We start from the raw sequence: 17771 nt of genomic DNA on the forward strand, positions 1-17771 counted from the left end.
CTGCTGCGCATTCATTGCAGAAGGAAACCCGATTCATGGCAGGAAGCAGTTTGCTGTTGCTGATCGACGATATCGCGGCCGTGCTGGACGACGTGTCGGTCATGACCCAAATGGCCGCCAAGAAAACGGCCGGCGTACTCGGTGACGACCTGGCACTCAATGCCCAGCAAGTCAGCGGTGTGCGGGCCGAGCGGGAAATCCCGGTGGTCTGGGCGGTCGCCAAGGGTTCGTTCATCAATAAATTGATCCTGGTGCCGTCGGCATTGGCGATCAGTGCGTTCATTCCGTGGCTGGTCACGCCGTTGTTGATGGTCGGCGGCGCTTATCTGTGCTTCGAAGGCTTTGAAAAACTCGCCCACAAGTTCCTGCACAGCAAGGCTGAAGACGCCGCCGAGCATGCGCAACTGGTCGAGGCGGTGGCCGATCCTGCCACTGACCTGGTGGCGTTCGAGAAGGACAAGATCAAAGGCGCGATCCGCACCGACTTCATTCTTTCGGCGGAAATCATCGCCATCACCCTCGGCACCGTGGCCGGTGCTCCGTTGACCCAGCAGATCATCGTGCTGTCGGGCATTGCCATTGTCATGACGGTCGGCGTTTACGGATTGGTGGCGGGTATCGTCAAGCTCGACGACCTTGGCCTGTGGTTGACCCAGAAACCCGGGCAGATGGCGAAAAGCATCGGCGGCGGGATTCTGCGTGCGGCACCCTACATGATGAAGAGCCTGTCGGTGATCGGCACCGCGGCGATGTTCCTGGTGGGCGGCGGGATTCTCACGCACGGTGTGCCGGTGGTGCATCACTGGATCGAAAGTGTCGGTGCGGCGGCGGGTGGCGGCGGATTTATCGTGCCGGTGTTGCTCAATGGTGTGGCGGGGATTGTGGCGGGTGCGCTGGTGTTGGTCGGCGTGATGGCCGTCAGCAAGATCTGGAAAGCCCTGAAAGGCTGAAGACTACACCTAACAAATGTGGGAGCGGGCTTGCTCGCGAATAGGGTGTGTCAGTCACCAAAAAGGTTGTCTGACACACCCTATTCGCGAGCAAGCCCGCTCCCACAGTATTTTTCGGCTGCCGGAATTACTCGGCGATCTGCAACTTGCGTGCTTCGGTGTACACGTAACGCACTTTCTCGTACTCGAACGGCGAGTTCATCTGGCCATAGCGGAAGCTGGTCTGGTTGCGCTTGTCGATGCCGCGCAGGATCAAGACTTCCGGATGGTTGGAGCTGACCTCGGCCACGTTGAGGAAGTTGATCGCATTCTCGGCCGTGTAATCCACCAGCAGGCCGCCGGTATCACGCAGGTTCGACGGACCGAGGACCGGCAGCACGAAGTAAGCGCCGCCCGGCACGCCGTAGAAGCCCAGCGTCTGGCCGAAGTCCTCGCTCTGGCGCGGCAGGCCCATGGCGGTGGCCGGGTCCCACAGGCCGGCGATGCCGATGGTGGTGTTGAGCAGCAGTCGCCCGGTGGTTTCCAGCGAGCGCTGGCCCTTGAGTTGCAGCAGGCTGTTCAACAGGTTCGGCACGTCGCCGAGGTTGTTGAAGAAGTTGCTGACGCCGGTGCGCAGGAAGCTCGGGGTGACGTAGCGGTAACCATTGACCACCGGCAGGAACACCCATTGGTCAAAGCGGTAGTTGAAGTGATAGACGCGACGGTTCCACTCTTCCAGCGGATCGTAGACGGCCAGTGCACCGAGCGTCGAACGCTCGAACTCGCGCTGATCCAGGCCCGGGTTGAATTTGAGTTTGCTCAATGGTTCCTTGAAGCCGTCACTGTCGACGACTACGGGGGCGTTGGCTTTGCTGTTGTCTGCATGGGCGACGCCTGCACAGAGTAACGCTGCGAAAAGCAGGAGAAATTTAGCCACGGAAGAACTCCAGCATGGCGTCGCTGTTGACGCGGTAGTTAATGTTGCCGCAGTGGCCCCCGTACGGGTAAACGGTCAGGCGATCACCGAAGGTCTTGCGCAGGAAGCCCAGGTCGCCAGGACCCAGGATCACGTCGTCGGCGTTGTGCATGACGGCGATTTTCGGGCTTTCGTGCAGATAGTCCTTCAGCGCATACAGGCTGACCTGATCAATCAGTTGCAGCAGGCTGCCGCCATCGGTGCGGGCGCGCCACATAGGGATGACTTGTTCGGTGATGTAGCAGTCGAAGTCGCATTGCAATGCACGCTTGAGGAATGGCGTGAGGCTGGTGCCCTCGGTGATCGGGAACTTGGGCGGGGTGATCAGGCCGCGACGGTTGACCAGGTCCGAAGTGAAGGCGATGTCCGCCGCCGAAAAGCGGAACGAGGTGCCGATCAGCATGGCCATCTGTTCGTTGGTCAGGTGCTGTTTGGACTGCTGGAAGTCGTAGAGCAGGGCATCGTTGAGGTCGATGTAGCCCTTCTGCTGGAAGTAGCGGGTCAGTTTGTTCAGAACCAGTTCATAGAACGTGGTGCTGTTGTTGATGCCCTTGACCTCGGTCTGGACCAGCTTGTCGAGGTTGGTGATCGAGGTGTAGAGGTTGACCGGCGGGTTGAGCAGCAGGACTTTCTTGAAGTTGAAGCTGCGGCGGGTTTCGTCCAGGTGCGCGACGAAGGCGGCATCCAGTGCCCCCAGGCTGTACCCGGTCAGGTAGTAGTCGGTGACCGGTACTTTCGGGTTCTGTGCCCGCACGGCCTGCATCACCCGGTACAGATCTTCGGCATCGTCCTTGGAAACGCCCGGCGTGGCGAAGCGCGAGGCGGCGCTCATGAAGTCATAGCTGGTGGGCGATGACAACTGCACCACGTGGTAGCCGGCTTTGTAATAGAGCTTCTTCAGGTATTCGTTCAGGGTACTGTCATAGCGCGCACCGGTGCCGGCGATCAGGAAAATCAGCGGCGCGGCGTGATCCTGCGTGGCAATGCGGTAGTCGAGTTTCTTGACCGCCCAGAAATTGTCCGGCAATTCGAACGCCCGTTCCGGACGCAAGGTGACGCTGCGCACTGCCTGATCGATGTCATCGTCCAGGGGAAGCTCCGGACGCAGGTCCGGCGGCGTGGTCGCGATGGTCGCCTCGAACGGGTTGGTCAGGGGGTAGCCATAACTGGCGGCGTCAATGTCGACCGCCAGTGCGGACGCACTCAAAATAAGGCCGCCAAACAGGGCGGCGAAGCGCAAGGAACGGAGCATGACTAAATCCCTTAGAAGAAGGTGTCAAATGAATTTCGCAGGCTATGACCACCGGATATGCGCCAAAGTGCCAACCCTCGGCACCAAACAGGCCTGATTTCGAAGTTATAGTAGCTGGACGATACACTTTGCAGCGATTGAATGCCCAGTTAACAGTTGTTATCGCTTGCGAAACGCTTAAGGGCGATTAAGCTGGCCGCCGTTTTTCGCCAATTGGAGTGTTTCATGTCCCGCCACCTGCCCGTGATCCTGCTGCTTGTTTTGCTGCCTGTATGGCTGGCCGCCAGTTATGGCACGCGTTATGGCTTCATGGAGGATGCGCAGTGGGTCGGCATTTGCGTGGATGAGGCGAGCCGTTGGGAATGTCAGGTGCGTTCGAACCTGGGGCTGATGATTCACTTCGCGGTTCTGGGCTGGGGCGCCTTGGCTGTTGCCGTGATCGGCTTTGTGGTGTCCGGGCGTGCGGGGTGGTGGTTGGCAGTGCTGGCGCTGGTGCTCGGTTTTCCGGCGTTGGCCTTGTACAACACGACGTTGGCGGTGTTTGCAGTGGTGATTGCGGGGTTGCGGTTGGTCAGGGCTTCCCGTAGCGCCTGATGGTCAGCCTTCGCGAGCAAGCCCGCTCCCACAGGGTTCTTCAGCGAACACAAAATTTATGTTCGCTGAAGAACCCTGTGGGAGCGGGCTTGCTCGCGAAGAGGGCAGCAAGGTTAATGAAAATTAAACCTTGCGAACCCGCAAGCAGCGCCACAACGCCGCCGCCATCAACACACTCACCAGAGCCCAGCCCCAGGCCTGCTGGTTCTGCAATCCTTCGCGGTACAGCTGCGGTGCAATACTGGCACCGATGATGAAGGTCAATAATGCAATCTCGCGGCGCGGCGCGCTCACCGGGCGGCACAGGTAGACTAGCGCCGGTACGATGAACGCCACGCTCGGGAAGCTGCGATAACGCGGATCGAAAGCCAGCTCCAGCATCATCACCGCCGCCGCGAAACCTGCCGTTGCAACCAGCCAGCCAGCACGGCGCTCCAGTAAATCGAAAGCCTGCCCGCGCCACCCGTCACGTGGACTCAGCGCCAGTGCAGCGTGGGTCAGCACCAGCAGATTCAGCACGGTCAGCAAGCCGACCCACAGCCATTCACTGGTGAAGCGAGTGGTGACGCGTGCCAGGTCGCCCCAGGCGCCAATCGAGCAAGCGGCCAATGCGCCGAGCAGTGGCAACACCAGCGCCGCGCGCGTCGTGCGAACCCGGCCGCCAACTAGCAGGGTGCCGATAAAGATCAGGCCGCCCACCGCCAGCCATTGCGACCAGTACGGGACGTTTGTCACTGGCCCGGCCAGCACGCCCTTGTCCTGGCGATCGGCATCGAACAGTCCCCAGTAGCCGCCGACCGCGCCTTCACTGGCGCGCTTCCATGGCTGGTCGAAGGCTTCGATCAGGTTGTAGTGCCAGCCTTGCTGCTCGGCCATGGCGACAAAACCACGAATGAATTTGGCTTCATTGACCCGGCTCGGCAGGGCGGTTTCGCGCTGGCGGCCTTCGCTTGGCCAGCCGGTTTCGCCGATCAGTACGTCCTTGGGTGCGAATTTGTTGCCGAATACCTGACGCACTTCGGCCACATGTTGCAGGGCGGCGTCGATGTTCGATGGATCGTCCTCCCAGTACGGCAGCAAATGGATGGTCAGGAAGTCCACGGCAGGGGCAATTTCAGGGTGCTTGAGCCAGAACTCCCAGACGTCGGCATAGGTGACGGGCTGTTTGACCTGGCTCTTGACCTTGTTGATCAGCTTGGCCAATTGCGCACCGGTGACTTCCTTGCGCAGCAGGGTTTCGTTGCCGACGATCACTGCGCTCACCACATCCGGGTTGGCGTTGGCCGAAGCGATCAGCAGGTCGACTTCTTTTTCCGTGTCCACCGGGTTGCTGTTGACCCAGGCGCCAATCATCAACTTCAGACCGTGCTTGCGTGCAAGGTCCGGCAGGGCTTCAAGGCCGGTCATGGAATAGGTGCGGATGCACTCGAAACGGGTCGCCAGCAACGCGAGGTCGGCGTCCATGCGCTCGGGGCGCAGCTTGAAGGGTTGGTCGAACGGTGACTGATCCTTGTCGAACGGCGTATAGGACGCGCATTGCAGCTTGTGCGTGGCGCTGGCCGCGTCCGGCAGGACCACCGGTTTGCCGAGGCCGTACCAGAAGCCGCCAAGGGCGAACAGCCCGAGCAGGCAAGCGAATAGATAAGCAGCAAGAGGGAAGCGGTATGTCGCGGACATGGTCAGGCCGTGTGGGAGCAAAGCGGCGCATGTTACCTGCATTTACCGCGTGCTTGGTGGCCTGCATGATTTTGACATGCAAAGTTCGGGCGGTTTGGCAGGTGCGTTTTCCGTGGTCAGGATTAATGGCTTTCTGATGTCGTTTCTCGATGCCTTGAGGTCGCTGGCAGAGCAGGTCGCAATGAGCGTCAGGTTGATCATCGAAGGCGTCAGTACTCCGCTGATGTCGGGACGGGTTTGCTGTGAGGCGTGATGGGGGCGCTGTGCACCATAACAATACGTTTAAGCGACTCGGCATCCGTCGAGCGCAGCACTTTCGGGGAAGTAACGATGAAGATGCGACGACTCTTGGGCGCAGGTGCCGCTTTGGTGCTGGCGATCAGCTCTACCGTGGCCAGTGCCGCCGGAAAGGAAGTGACGCTCGGTTACGTCGACGGCTGGTCGGACAGCGTTGCCACGACCAACGTGGCCGCCGAAGTGATCAGGCAGAAACTCGGTTATGACGTGAAGCTGCAAGCCGTTGCCACCGGGATCATGTGGCAGGGTGTGGCGACCGGCAAACTCGACGCCATGCTGTCGGCCTGGCTGCCGGTGACCCACGGCGAATACTGGACGAAGAACAAGGATCAGGTCGTCGATTACGGCCCGAACTTCAAGGACGCAAAAATCGGATTGATCGTGCCGGAGTACGTCAAGGCCAAGTCGATCGAGGACCTGAAAACCGACGACACCTTCAAGAATCGCATCGTCGGCATCGACGCCGGTTCAGGCGTGATGCTCAAGACCGACCAGGCAATCAAGGACTACGACCTGACCGGTTATCAACTCAAGGCCAGTTCCGGCGCCGGCATGATTGCCGAGCTGACCCGTGCCGAGAAGAAAAACGAATCCATCGCCGTCACCGGCTGGGTACCGCACTGGATGTTCGCCAAGTGGAAACTGCGCTTCCTCGAAGACCCGAAAGGCGTGTATGGCGCGGCAGAAACCGTGAACAGCATCGGCAGCAAAGGCCTTGAGGCCAAGGCACCGGAAGTGGCCAAGTTCCTGAAGAACTTCCAGTGGGAATCGAAGGATGAAATCGGCCAGGTGATGCTGGCGATTCAGGACGGTGCCAAACCTGAAGCCGCGGCGAAGGATTGGGTCGCCAAGCACCCTGAGCGCGTGGCTGACTGGACCAAATAACAGTCGCCTCGCTTTAAATTGTGGGAGCGGGCTTGCTCGCGAAAGCGGTCTGGCAGTCAACTTTGATAGTGACTGATACGGCCTCTTCGCGAGCAAGCCCGTTCCCACATTGATTTGTGGTGTGCTGATAATTGGCGAAAACGTCATGTCGTTCTAAGACTAAGGTCGTCTGGAACCTGCCCCGCAGCCGCATAGAGTGGATACCGTTCCAACTCAATCTGTGCTGCGAGGATAAAAACAATGAACGACAGCATTTACCTCTCGATTCAAAACAGCCCGCGCTTCAAGGAGCTGGTTAGCAAGAGGGAACGATTCGCCTGGATTCTTTCGGCGATCATGCTAGGGCTTTACTCCGGATTCATTCTTCTGATTGCCTATGGGCCGCAGGTGCTGGGGGCGAAAATCAACCCTGAGTCCTCGATTACCTGGGGCATACCGATTGGTGTCGGGCTGATTGTCTCGGCCTTCGTCCTGACCGGTATCTACGTACGCCGTGCCAATGGCGAATTTGACGATCTGAACAATGCGATTCTCAAGGAGGCTCAGCAATGATCCGCCGTCTAATGGCTCTATTGAGCATCGCAGCTTTCGCGCCTGGCGCCTGGGCGGCTGACGCCCTGACCGGTGCCGTGCAGAAGCAACCGCTTAACGTGTCGGCAATCGTGATGTTTGTCGCCTTCGTCGGTGCCACCCTGTGCATCACCTACTGGGCTTCCAAGCGTAATAATTCGGCAGCCGACTACTATGCCGCTGGCGGCAAGATCACCGGTTTCCAGAACGGACTGGCGATTGCCGGTGACTACATGTCGGCCGCTTCCTTCCTGGGTATTTCCGCACTGGTGTTCGCTTCAGGCTACGACGGGCTGATCTATTCGATCGGTTTCCTGGTGGGCTGGCCGATCATTCTGTTCCTGATCGCCGAGCGCCTGCGTAACCTGGGCAAGTACACCTTTGCCGACGTGGCGTCCTACCGCCTCGGGCAAACCCAGATCCGTTCGCTGTCCGCCTGCGGTTCGTTGGTGGTGGTGGCATTCTACCTGATCGCCCAGATGGTCGGTGCCGGCAAGCTGATCCAGCTGTTGTTCGGCCTCGACTACCACGTCGCGGTGATTCTGGTGGGCGTGCTGATGTGCCTTTATGTGTTGTTCGGCGGCATGCTGGCGACCACCTGGGTGCAAATCATCAAGGCGGTTCTGCTGCTGTCCGGCGCTTCCTTCATGGCGCTGATGGTGATGAAGCACGTCAACTTCGACTTCAACATGCTGTTTTCCGAGGCGATCAAGGTTCACCCTAAAGGTGAAGCGATCATGAGCCCGGGCGGTCTGGTGAAAGATCCGGTCTCGGCGTTCTCCCTCGGGCTGGCACTGATGTTCGGTACCGCGGGTCTGCCGCACATCCTGATGCGCTTCTTCACCGTGAGTGATGCAAAGGAAGCTCGCAAGAGTGTGCTGTACGCAACCGGCTTCATTGGCTACTTCTACATCCTGACCTTCATCATCGGTTTCGGCGCGATCCTGCTGGTCAGCACCAATCCGGCCTTCAAAGACGCGGCCGGCGCATTGCTCGGCGGTAACAACATGGCGGCGGTGCACCTGGCCAATGCCGTTGGTGGCAGCATCTTCCTGGGCTTCATCTCGGCCGTGGCGTTCGCGACCATTCTGGCGGTAGTCGCCGGCCTGACCCTGGCGGGTGCTTCGGCGGTGTCCCACGACCTGTATGCCAGTGTGATCAAGAAGGGCAAGGCCAACGAGAAGGATGAGATTCGCATTTCGAAGATCACCACCGTTGCCTTGGCTGTGCTGGCCATCGTTCTGGGCATTCTGTTCGAAAGCCAGAACATCGCGTTCATGGTGGGCCTGGCGTTCTCCATCGCGGCGAGTTGCAACTTCCCGGTACTGCTGCTTTCCATGTACTGGAAAAAGCTGACCACTCGCGGTGCGATGATCGGCGGCTGGATGGGCCTGATCAGTGCAGTGGGCCTGATGGTCCTTGGTCCGACCATCTGGGTGCAGATCCTGCATCACGAGAAGGCTATCTTCCCGTATGAGTATCCGGCGTTGTTCTCGATGATGATTGCCTTTGTCGGGATCTGGTTCTTCTCGGTTACTGACAAGTCGACTGCGGCTGACAATGAGCGGGCGCTGTTCTTTCCGCAGTTTGTTCGTTCGCAGACTGGTCTTGGGGCGAGTGGGGCGGTATCGCACTAAGTCTTGATGCTTTGATATAGCTGGCGATGTTTTATGAAGTGCTCCGGTCGAGAGATCGGGGCACTTTTTTATTGTGCGTTAATCGACCTGAATTTTGCGGATGTGCCGATTTACTGTGGGAGCGGGCTTGCTCGCGAAGGCGGCCTGCCAGCCGACCTGTCTTTCGCTGATCGTGTACATATCCATTGCTGCGGTAACGGCGGCTTATGGTTTCGCCCTTACGGCGACTCACTTTTTTACAAGCGCCTAAAAAAGTAAGCAAAAAACGCTCGCCCCGAACGTACGGCCCCTCGCCTAGGCTCGGGGTTCCTTCGCTCCGGTATTCATCAGGGCGCATCGCCTCCGGTCTGCTTCGCGACGACCTCCTCTCGATGTGTTCGACTTCGTCGAACGGCGCTGCGCGCCTGCCCCCTGATGAACGCCTCCGCTCAGCCTTCCGAGGGGGCGGGTGGATCAAGATCAAGAGCTGCAGGCGAGCTAATGCTCGGCCTGATGAGTGGTGAAGAGCGTGGGGGTGTACCGATCGTCCTTTGCTCTTCTGTGGGAGCGAGCTTGCTCGCGATGGCGGCCTGTCAGCCGGCCGAAATCTCGCGGATCCAAGCCAGCAAACAGGCCGGCCGGTAGGCTGCCTCGGGTTAGCCGCCCCCAGCCATGGATGGCCGATGGCGGCGGGCTCTGTAGGAGCGAGCTTGCTCCGGGCGGCGTTCCGACGAAAAACCTGAGAGCACCGCGGGGTGCCAGGCTTCCCGCATCATCGTTGACCTCCATCGCGAGCAAGCTCGCTCCTACAGGCCGGGCGGCGTTCCGTTTTTCCAAGTGACCCGCCGTAAGGGCGGAACCAATAGCGGCCGTAACCGCAGAAACGGATATGTACACCATCAAAAAGCCGCACAAACAAAAACGGCCTCCTGCTCTTTATATAAAAAGCAGAGGCCGTTCCCGGTACAACTCAACAGGCTACAACAAGACAGATCTTACTTGCGGTCTTCCAGCTTGGTGATGTCACGCGACTCGTAGCCGGTGTACAGCTGGCGCGGACGGCCGATCTTGTACGGGCTGGAGAGCATTTCCTTCCAGTGGGAGATCCAGCCGACGGTCCGCGCCAGGGCGAAGATCACGGTGAACATGCTGGTTGGAATGCCGATCGCCTTGAGGATGATCCCCGAGTAGAAGTCGACGTTCGGGTACAGCGAGCGCTCGATGAAGTACGGGTCGGTCAGGGCGATCTCTTCCAGGCGCATGGCCAGTTCGAGTTGCGGATCGTTCTGGATGCCCAGTTCCTTCAATACTTCGTCGCAGGTCTGCTTCATGACGGTGGCGCGCGGGTCGCGGTTTTTGTAAACGCGGTGACCGAAGCCCATCAGTTTGAACGGATCGTTCTTGTCCTTGGCCTTGGCGATGAACTTGTCGATGTTCGAAACATCGCCGATTTCATCGAGCATGGTCAGTACGGCTTCGTTTGCACCGCCGTGGGCAGGGCCCCACAGTGCGGCGATGCCGGCAGCGATACAGGCGAACGGGTTGGCGCCCGAGGAGCCCGCCAGGCGCACGGTGGACGTCGAGGCGTTCTGCTCGTGGTCGGCATGGAGGATGAAGATCCGGTCCATGGCCTTGGCGAGTACCGGGCTGATCGGTTTGATCTCGCACGGGGTGTTGAACATCATGTGCAGGAAGTTTTCCGCGTACGACAGGTCGTTGCGCGGGTACATCATGGGTTGGCCCATGGAGTACTTGTAAACCATCGCTGCCAGGGTCGGCATCTTGGCAACCAGGCGGATCGCGGAGATTTCGCGATGCTGCGGGTTATTGATGTCCAGGGAGTCGTGGTAGAAGGCCGAGAGGGCGCCGACTACGCCGCACATGACGGCCATCGGGTGGGCGTCGCGACGGAAGCCGTTGAAGAAGGTCTTCAACTGCTCGTGAACCATGGTGTGGTTTTTCACGGTGCTGACGAACTGGGCCTTCTGTTCTGCGGTCGGCAGTTCGCCGTTGAGCAGCAGATAGCAGGTTTCCAGGTAGTCCGACTTTTCAGCCAGCTGTTCGATCGGGTAGCCGCGGTGCAACAGGATGCCGTTGTCGCCGTCGATATAGGTGATCTTCGACTCGCACGAGGCGGTCGACATGAAGCCTGGGTCAAAGGTGAAACGGCCCGTGGCCGTCAGGCCCCGAACATCGATAACATCGGGACCAACGGTGCCGGTTAAAATGGGCAGCTCGACGGGGGCTGCGCCCTCGATGATCAACTGCGCTTTTTTGTCAGCCATGTGGCCTCCTATTTATGCTTGAAATCATCAGACAGACCCCCCACGCAGGGCCCGCACCACTATAGTGAGATAAATTCGAATGTCAATTTGCCTAAAGTCTTGCTCCAGAAGGCTTTAACCGGACTTTTTTCTCGAAATTGGCTGCCATTTACGCCTTTTATGTCAGTTGCGCAATCAGCTGTTTGGGTTAGGTCTTTGCGTTGTCATTAGTAGCCTAACTGTCTATACTCGGCCACCGACCGCCAGGGGCTTTTGGGCCTGCGTTATTGGGGGTCGCATCCCTGGGTGGTGGTTACCTGACCAGTGCACTCCCCAACAACTTTGCCCTGATTGTTAGGGGCTCTTCAGTGTGAAAAAAAAGCCGTGAAAAGCCAACGACCTGTAAACCTAGACCTAAGGACCATCAAACTCCCCATCACCGGCGTTACGTCGTTTCTTCACCGTGTTTCCGGCATCATCCTCTTCCTGGGCCTTGGCTTCATGCTTTATGCATTGGGCAAATCCCTGGGTTCCGAGGAAGGTTTTGCCGAGGTGAAGGCATGCTTGACCAGCCCGCTGGCCAAGTTCGTAGCATGGGGCCTCCTGTCCGCTCTTCTGTATCACCTGGTAGCCGGTGTGCGCCACTTGATCATGGATATGGGCATCGGTGAGACGCTGGAAGGCGGCCGCCTGGGCTCGAAAATTATCATCGCCGTTTCCGTGGTGTTGATCGTTCTGGCAGGAGTTTGGATATGGTAACCAGCGTTACGAACCTTTCGCGTTCCGGTCTTTATGACTGGATGGCGCAACGTGTGTCTGCGGTCGTTCTCGCGGCTTATTTCATCTTCCTGATCGGATACCTCGCAGCGAACCCGGGCATTGGCTACGACCAATGGCACGGCCTGTTCGCCCACAACGGGATGCGTATCTTCAGTCTGCTGGCCCTCGTTGCCCTGGGCGCTCACGCCTGGGTCGGCATGTGGACCATCGCGACCGACTACCTGACGCCAATGGCGCTGGGCAAGTCCGCGACTGCAGTACGTTTCCTTTTCCAGGCGGTATGCGGCGTTGCGATGTTCGCTTACTTCGTCTGGGGTGTGCAGATTCTCTGGGGTATCTGATTCATGGCTAACATTCCAACGATTTCTTTCGACGCCATCATTATTGGTGGTGGCGGTGCCGGCATGCGCGCAGCGCTGCAACTGGCACAAGGTGGTCACAAGACTGCCGTGATCACCAAGGTGTTCCCGACCCGTTCGCACACTGTATCCGCTCAAGGCGGCATCACCTGCGCGATCGCGTCCGCTGACCCGAACGATGACTGGCGCTGGCACATGTACGATACCGTCAAGGGTTCCGACTATATCGGTGACCAGGACGCTATCGAATACATGTGTCAGGAAGGCCCGGCTGCCGTTTACGAGCTGGACCACATGGGCATGCCGTTCTCGCGTACCGAGCAAGGCCGTATCTACCAGCGTCCATTCGGCGGCCAGTCGAAGGATTACGGTAAAGGCGGGCAGGCTGCCCGTACTTGCGCCGCTTCCGACCGTACTGGTCACGCGCTGCTGCACACCCTTTATCAGGGCAACCTGAAAGCCGGTACCGTGTTCCTGAACGAGTACTACGCTGTCGATCTGGTGAAGAACGGCGAAGGCGAGTTCGTCGGCGTGATCGCGATCTGCATCGAAACCGGTGAAACCACCTACATCCGCGCCAAAGCCACCGTGCTGGCGACCGGCGGTGCGGGCCGTATCTACGCGTCGACCACCAACGCCCTGATCAACACCGGTGACGGCGTTGGCATGGCGCTGCGTGCCGGCGTACCGGTACAAGACATTGAAATGTGGCAGTTCCACCCGACCGGCATCGCCGGCGCCGGTGTACTGGTTACAGAAGGCTGCCGTGGTGAAGGTGGATACCTGATCAACAAGCACGGCGAGCGTTTCATGGAGCGTTATGCTCCGAACGCCAAAGACCTTGCCGGTCGTGACGTTGTTGCCCGTTCGATGGTTAAAGAGATCATCGCCGGCAACGGTTGCGGTCCGAATGGCGACCACGTGATGCTCAAGCTCGACCACCTGGGCGAGGAAGTGCTGCACAGCCGTCTGCCAGGCATCTGCGAGCTGTCGAAGACTTTCGCACACGTTGACCCGGTGGTTGCTCCGGTTCCGGTTGTTCCGACCTGCCACTACATGATGGGCGGCGTTGCCACCAACATTCATGGCCAGGCGATCACCCAGAACGCCGAAGGCGTCGACCAGATCATCCCTGGTCTGTTTGCCGTAGGCGAAGTGGCTTGCGTATCGGTTCACGGTGCCAACCGTCTGGGCGGCAACTCGCTGCTCGACCTGGTGGTATTCGGCCGTGCTGCCGGCCTGCATCTGGAAAAGGCGCTGACCGACGGCATCGAATACGACGACGCTACCGAAGCCGACATCGAAGCTGCCCTGTCGCGCCTGAACGCACTGAACAACCGTACTGATGGCGAAGACGTGGCTACCCTGCGTCGCGAGCTGCAAAGCTGCATGCAGAACTACTTCGGTGTATTCCGTACCGGCGAATACATGCAGAAAGGTATTGCCCAGCTGGCTGATCTGCGCAAGCGCATCGCCAACGTGAAGATCAACGACAAGTCGCAGGCGTTCAACACTGCCCGTATCGAAGCGCTGGAACTGCAAAACCTGCTGGAAGTGGCCGAAGCTACCGCTATCGCTGCTGAAGTTCGCAAAGAGTCCCGCGGCGCTCACGCCCGTGAAGACTTCGAAGACCGTGACGACGAAAACTGGCTGTGCCACACCCTGTACTTCCCGGGTGACAAGCGCGTCACCAAGCGTGCCGTGAACTTCTCGCCGAAGACTGTTCCGACTTTCGAACCTAAAGTCCGGACTTATTAAGGGTGACCGCCATGTTGCAAGTCAGTGTATATCGTTACAACCCTGATCAGGACGCTGCGCCGTTCATGCAGGAATTCCAGGTCGATACCGGTGGTAAAGACCTGATGGTGCTGGACGTGCTGGCCCTGATCAAAGAGCAGGACGAAGGTTTCTCCTATCGTCGCTCTTGCCGTGAAGGTGTTTGCGGTTCCGACGGCATGAACATCAACGGCAAAAACGGCCTGGCGTGCATCACGCCGCTGTCTGCTGTCGTAAAAGGTAACAAGTTGATCGTTCGTCCTCTGCCAGGTTTGCCGGTTATCCGTGACCTGGTCGTCGATATGAGCATCTTCTACAAGCAATACGAGAAGGTTAAGCCATACCTGCAGAACGACACGCCGGCTCCGGCCATCGAGCGTCTGCAGTCCCCTGAAGAGCGTGAAAAGCTGGACGGTCTGTACGAGTGCATCCTGTGCGCTTGCTGCTCGACTTCCTGCCCGTCCTTCTGGTGGAACCCGGACAAGTTCCTGGGCCCGGCTGCCCTGCTGCAAGCGTACCGCTTCCTGGCAGACAGCCGTGACACCAAGACGTCCGAGCGTCTGGCTTCGCTGGATGACCCGTTCAGCGTATTCCGCTGCCGCGGGATCATGAACTGCGTCAACGTATGTCCGAAAGGCCTGAACCCGACTAAGGCCATCGGTCACATCCGTAACATGTTGCTCTCGAGCGGCGTGTGATTCAGCTGCTGTACCCGCTGTACCCGTAGATGCTGCGGCGCAGGCTTCAACCGGCGCCGTAGTTTTAACCTGAGCAGCAGCTTAAAAGGCTGCGGCTCTTATTTTGAAGAAATGAGACAAGCAGGGGCATCCGGGCTGGTACCCGGACTATCAGTGTGATCCTAGTGGCTTGTTTTGGTCGCTGCATTCGGACTTCTGCAAGTTTGCTCGGTGTCGACACCGGTGGTGTTCCCCTAACCGAGGGTGACCAAGCATGCAAGAAAGCGTGATGCAGCGCATGTGGAACAGTGCCTACCTATCCGGTAGTAACGCTGCCTATGTGGAAGAGCTTTATGAGCTCTACCTGCACGACCCTAACGCTGTGCCAGAAGAGTGGCGCACCTACTTCCAGAAGTTGCCTGCTGACGGCAACTCTGCCACCGATGTTTCGCACTCCACAATTCGCGATCATTTCGTCTTGCTGGCAAAGAACCAGCGCCGCGCCCAACCGGTTTCCGCCGGCAGCGTGAGCAGTGAGCACGAGAAGAAGCAAGTTGAAGTGCTGCGATTGATCCAGGCCTACCGTATGCGTGGCCACCAGGCAGCCCAGCTTGACCCGCTGGGACTGTGGCAGCGTCCTGCACCTGCAGACCTGTCGATCAATCATTACGGCTTGACCAATGCCGATCTTGATACGACCTTCCGTGCCGGCGACCTGTTCATCGGCAAAGAGGAAGCGAGCCTACGCGAAATTCACGAAGCGTTGCAGCAGACATATTGCCGCACCATCGGCGCCGAGTTCACGCATATCACCGATTCCGAGCAGCGCCAGTGGTTCCAGCAGCGTCTGGAAAGCGTGCGCGGCCGTCCGACGTACTCCGCTGACATCAAGAGCCACCTGCTCGAGCGCGTGACCGCCGGTGAAGGCCTGGAAAAATACCTGGGCACCAAATACCCGGGTACCAAGCGTTTCGGTCTGGAAGGCGGCGAAAGCCTGATTCCGATGCTCGACGAGCTGATCCAGCGTTCCGGTTCCTACGGCACCAAGGAAATCGTCATCGGCATGGCCCACCGTGGCCGTCTGAACGTGCTGGTCAATACCTTCGGCAAGAACCCGCGCGAGCTGTTCGACGAGTTCGAAGGCAAGAAGAAGGTCGAGCTCGGCTCCGGTGACGTGAAATACCACCAGGGCTTCTCGTCCAACGTGATGACCACCGGCGGTGAAGTTCACCTGGCGATGGCGTTCAACCCGTCCCACCTGGAAATCGTTTCCCCGGTGGTCGAAGGTTCGGTTCGCGCCCGTCAGGATCGTCGCAACGACCCGACCGGCGAGAAGGTTCTGCCGATCTCCATCCACGGTGACGCTGCTTTCGCAGGTCAGGGCGTGGTCATGGAAACCTTCCAGATGTCGCAGACCCGCGGTTTCAAGACCGGCGGTACCGTGCACATCGTGATCAACAACCAGGTCGGTTTCACCATCAGCAACCCGCTGGACTCGCGTTCCACCGAGTACGCGACCGACGTTGCGAAAATGATCCAGGCACCGATCCTCCATGTGAATGGTGATGATCCGGAAGCCGTATTGTTCGTGACCCAGCTGGCCATCGACTACCGCATGCAGTTCAAGCGTGACGTGGTGATCGACCTGGTCTGCTACCGTCGTCGCGGCCACAACGAGGCCGACGAGCCAAGCGGCACCCAGCCTCTGATGTATCAGCAGATCACCAAGCAGCGCACCACCCGTGAGCTGTATGCCGATCGCCTGACTCAGGCCGGTGTGCTGGATGCAGAGCGTGTTCAGGCGAAAGTCGACGAATACCGCAACGCGCTGGACAACGGTCTGCACGTTGTGAAGAGCCTGGTCAAAGAACCGAACAAGGAACTGTTCGTGGACTGGCGTCCGTACCTGGGTCACACCTGGACCGCGCGTCACGACACTCGCTTCGATCTGAAGACCTTGCAGGAACTGTCCGCCAAGCTGCTGGAAATCCCGGAAGGCTTCGTGGTTCAGCGCCAGGTTGCCAAGATCTACGAAGACCGCCAGAAGATGCAAGCCGGTGGCCTGCCGATCAACTGGGGCTACGCCGAAACCATGGCGTACGCGACCCTGGCGTTCGAAGGTCACCCGATTCGCATGACTGGCCAGGACATCGGCCGCGGTACGTTCTCGCACCGTCACGCTGTCCTGCACAACCAGAAAGACGCGGGCACCTACATCCCGCTGCAGAACCTGTACGACGGTCAGCCGCGTTTTGACCTGTACGACTCGTTCCTGTCCGAAGAAGCGGTATTGGCGTTCGAGTACGGTTACTCGACCACCACGCCGAATGCCCTGGTTATCTGGGAAGCCCAGTTCGGCGACTTCGCCAACGGCGCCCAGGTCGTAATCGACCAGTTCATCACCAGTGGCGAGCACAAGTGGGGCCGTCTGTGCGGTCTGACCATGCTGCTGCCGCACGGTTATGAAGGTCAGGGTCCGGAGCACTCCTCGGCTCGTCTGGAGCGTTACCTGCAGCTGTGCGCCGAGCACAACATTCAGGTGTGCATGCCGACGACGCCGGCTCAGATCTACCACTTGCTGCGCCGTCAGGTGATTCGCCCGCTGCGCAAACCATTGGTAGTCCTGACTCCGAAGTCGCTGCTGCGCCACAAGCTGGCCATCTCGACGCTGGAAGATCTGGCCGAAGGTTCGTTCCAGACCGTCATCCCGGAAATCGATGCCCAAGACCCGAAAAAGGTCGAGCGCGTTGTTCTGTGTAGCGGCAAGGTCTACTACGACCTGCTGGAAAAACGCCGTGCCGAAGGTCGTGACGACATCGCCATCGTGCGTATCGAGCAGCTGTACCCATTCCCTGAGGACGACTTGAAAGAAGTCCTGGCTCCTTATACCAACGCCAAGCATGCCGTTTGGTGTCAGGAAGAGCCGATGAACCAGGGTGCGTGGTACTGCAGCCAACACCACATGCGTCGCAGCATCAGCAACCTCAACAAGTCTCTCGTACTCGAGTACGCGGGCCGTGAGGCTTCTGCTGCACCAGCATGCGGTTACGCATCGATGCACGCCGAACAGCAGGAAAAACTGCTGCAAGACGCCTTTACTGTTTAACGCCTTCGCGCAC

At 59.0% G+C, this 17771-nt stretch carries 14 protein-coding genes; 10 read left to right on the plus strand and 4 right to left on the minus strand.

The features are described from left to right. The first annotated feature begins 35 nt into the window (after window positions 1-35). The gene (locus BSF40_RS01795) at window positions 36-950 is read left to right on the plus strand and encodes a DUF808 domain-containing protein (protein WP_095963884.1); all 915 of its coding nucleotides are present in this window, start codon (window positions 36-38) and stop codon (window positions 948-950) included. 127 nt (window positions 951-1077) lie between these two features. Here BSF40_RS01795 and BSF40_RS01800 read toward each other — a convergent pair whose 3' ends face one another. Beyond that, on the minus strand, window positions 1078-1866 hold the full coding sequence (locus BSF40_RS01800) for a VacJ family lipoprotein (RefSeq protein WP_095963885.1): 789 nt from the start codon (window positions 1864-1866) through the stop codon (window positions 1078-1080). Next, the gene (locus BSF40_RS01805) at window positions 1859-3157 is read right to left on the minus strand and encodes a serine/threonine protein kinase (RefSeq protein ID WP_095963886.1); all 1299 of its coding nucleotides are present in this window, start codon (window positions 3155-3157) and stop codon (window positions 1859-1861) included. Before BSF40_RS01805 ends, BSF40_RS01800 begins: the two co-directional genes overlap by 8 nt. A 225-nt stretch (window positions 3158-3382) precedes the next feature. Between BSF40_RS01805 and BSF40_RS01810 the strand changes: the two genes are divergently transcribed. Next, the gene (locus BSF40_RS01810) at window positions 3383-3751 is read left to right on the plus strand and encodes a hypothetical protein (RefSeq protein ID WP_095963887.1); all 369 of its coding nucleotides are present in this window, start codon (window positions 3383-3385) and stop codon (window positions 3749-3751) included. Window positions 3752-3874: 123 nt separating this feature from the next. Here the strand turns inward: BSF40_RS01810 and BSF40_RS01815 are convergent, their stop codons facing one another. Further along, window positions 3875-5470: a beta (1-6) glucans synthase gene (locus tag BSF40_RS01815; RefSeq protein ID WP_095963888.1), complete on the minus strand. Its 1596-nt coding sequence runs from the start codon at window positions 5468-5470 to the stop codon at window positions 3875-3877. 288 nt (window positions 5471-5758) lie between these two features. On the opposite strand from BSF40_RS01815, the gene BSF40_RS01825 reads away from it, so the two are divergent. The 3 genes from BSF40_RS01825 (at window position 5759) to BSF40_RS01835 (ending at window position 8817) form a co-directional block, all read left to right on the plus strand. Then, window positions 5759-6610, plus strand: a complete 852-nt coding sequence (locus tag BSF40_RS01825; RefSeq protein ID WP_095963889.1) for a glycine betaine ABC transporter substrate-binding protein — start codon at window positions 5759-5761, stop codon at window positions 6608-6610. Window positions 6611-6850: 240 nt separating this feature from the next. Beyond that, a complete protein-coding gene (locus tag BSF40_RS01830; protein WP_007971395.1) occupies window positions 6851-7162 on the plus strand; it encodes a DUF485 domain-containing protein in 312 nt (103 codons plus the stop codon). Further along, window positions 7159-8817, plus strand: a complete 1659-nt coding sequence (locus BSF40_RS01835; RefSeq protein WP_095963890.1) for a cation acetate symporter — start codon at window positions 7159-7161, stop codon at window positions 8815-8817. The genes BSF40_RS01830 and BSF40_RS01835 overlap by 4 nt, the downstream gene beginning before the upstream one ends. A gap of 974 nt (window positions 8818-9791) precedes the next feature. Here the strand turns inward: BSF40_RS01835 and gltA are convergent. Then, window positions 9792-11081, minus strand: coding sequence for a citrate synthase (gene gltA / locus BSF40_RS01845; protein WP_007977501.1), 1290 nt, complete (start codon window positions 11079-11081; stop codon window positions 9792-9794). Window positions 11082-11444: 363 nt separating this feature from the next. Here gltA and sdhC point away from each other — a divergent pair, with 363 nt between their 5' ends. The 5 genes from sdhC (at window position 11445) to BSF40_RS01870 (ending at window position 17758) form a co-directional block, all read left to right on the plus strand. After that, a complete protein-coding gene (gene sdhC, locus BSF40_RS01850) occupies window positions 11445-11819 on the plus strand; it encodes a succinate dehydrogenase, cytochrome b556 subunit (RefSeq protein WP_015096190.1) in 375 nt (124 codons plus the stop codon). Continuing rightward, the gene (gene sdhD / locus BSF40_RS01855; protein ID WP_007977503.1) at window positions 11813-12181 is read left to right on the plus strand and encodes a succinate dehydrogenase, hydrophobic membrane anchor protein; all 369 of its coding nucleotides are present in this window, start codon (window positions 11813-11815) and stop codon (window positions 12179-12181) included. The genes sdhC and sdhD overlap by 7 nt, the downstream gene beginning before the upstream one ends. A gap of 3 nt (window positions 12182-12184) precedes the next feature. After that, window positions 12185-13957, plus strand: coding sequence for a succinate dehydrogenase flavoprotein subunit (gene sdhA, locus BSF40_RS01860; protein WP_095963891.1), 1773 nt, complete (start codon window positions 12185-12187; stop codon window positions 13955-13957). Between the two features lie 11 nt (window positions 13958-13968). Further along, entirely contained in the window at window positions 13969-14673 is a 705-nt protein-coding gene (locus tag BSF40_RS01865) for a succinate dehydrogenase iron-sulfur subunit (protein ID WP_003223007.1), read from the plus strand. A 253-nt stretch (window positions 14674-14926) separates the two neighbouring features. Continuing rightward, window positions 14927-17758: a 2-oxoglutarate dehydrogenase E1 component gene (locus tag BSF40_RS01870; protein WP_095963892.1), complete on the plus strand. Its 2832-nt coding sequence runs from the start codon at window positions 14927-14929 to the stop codon at window positions 17756-17758. The last annotated feature ends 13 nt before the right edge of the window (window positions 17759-17771 follow it).

Origin of the sequence: Pseudomonas sp. ACN5 (assembly GCF_002303975.1) — a bacterium.
Taxonomy (GTDB): domain Bacteria; phylum Pseudomonadota; class Gammaproteobacteria; order Pseudomonadales; family Pseudomonadaceae; genus Aquipseudomonas; species Aquipseudomonas laurylsulfatiphila.

What these genes read in the sequence shown, in the direction of transcription:
- BSF40_RS01795 (WP_095963884.1), top strand. Translation starts at nt 36, where the DNA reads ATGGCAGGAAGCAGTTTGCTGTTGCTGATCGACGATATCGCGGCCGTG.
- BSF40_RS01805 (WP_095963886.1), bottom strand. Translation starts at nt 3,157, where the DNA reads ATGCTCCGTTCCTTGCGCTTCGCCGCCCTGTTTGGCGGCCTTATTTTG.
- BSF40_RS01810 (WP_095963887.1), top strand. Translation starts at nt 3,383, where the DNA reads ATGTCCCGCCACCTGCCCGTGATCCTGCTGCTTGTTTTGCTGCCTGTA.
- BSF40_RS01815 (WP_095963888.1), bottom strand. Translation starts at nt 5,470, where the DNA reads ATGCAGGTAACATGCGCCGCTTTGCTCCCACACGGCCTGACCATGTCC.
- BSF40_RS01825 (WP_095963889.1), top strand. Translation starts at nt 5,759, where the DNA reads ATGAAGATGCGACGACTCTTGGGCGCAGGTGCCGCTTTGGTGCTGGCG.
- BSF40_RS01830 (WP_007971395.1), top strand. Translation starts at nt 6,851, where the DNA reads ATGAACGACAGCATTTACCTCTCGATTCAAAACAGCCCGCGCTTCAAG.
- BSF40_RS01835 (WP_095963890.1), top strand. Translation starts at nt 7,159, where the DNA reads ATGATCCGCCGTCTAATGGCTCTATTGAGCATCGCAGCTTTCGCGCCT.
- gltA (WP_007977501.1), bottom strand. Translation starts at nt 11,081, where the DNA reads ATGGCTGACAAAAAAGCGCAGTTGATCATCGAGGGCGCAGCCCCCGTC.
- sdhD (WP_007977503.1), top strand. Translation starts at nt 11,813, where the DNA reads ATGGTAACCAGCGTTACGAACCTTTCGCGTTCCGGTCTTTATGACTGG.
- sdhA (WP_095963891.1), top strand. Translation starts at nt 12,185, where the DNA reads ATGGCTAACATTCCAACGATTTCTTTCGACGCCATCATTATTGGTGGT.
- BSF40_RS01865 (WP_003223007.1), top strand. Translation starts at nt 13,969, where the DNA reads ATGTTGCAAGTCAGTGTATATCGTTACAACCCTGATCAGGACGCTGCG.
- BSF40_RS01870 (WP_095963892.1), top strand. Translation starts at nt 14,927, where the DNA reads ATGCAAGAAAGCGTGATGCAGCGCATGTGGAACAGTGCCTACCTATCC.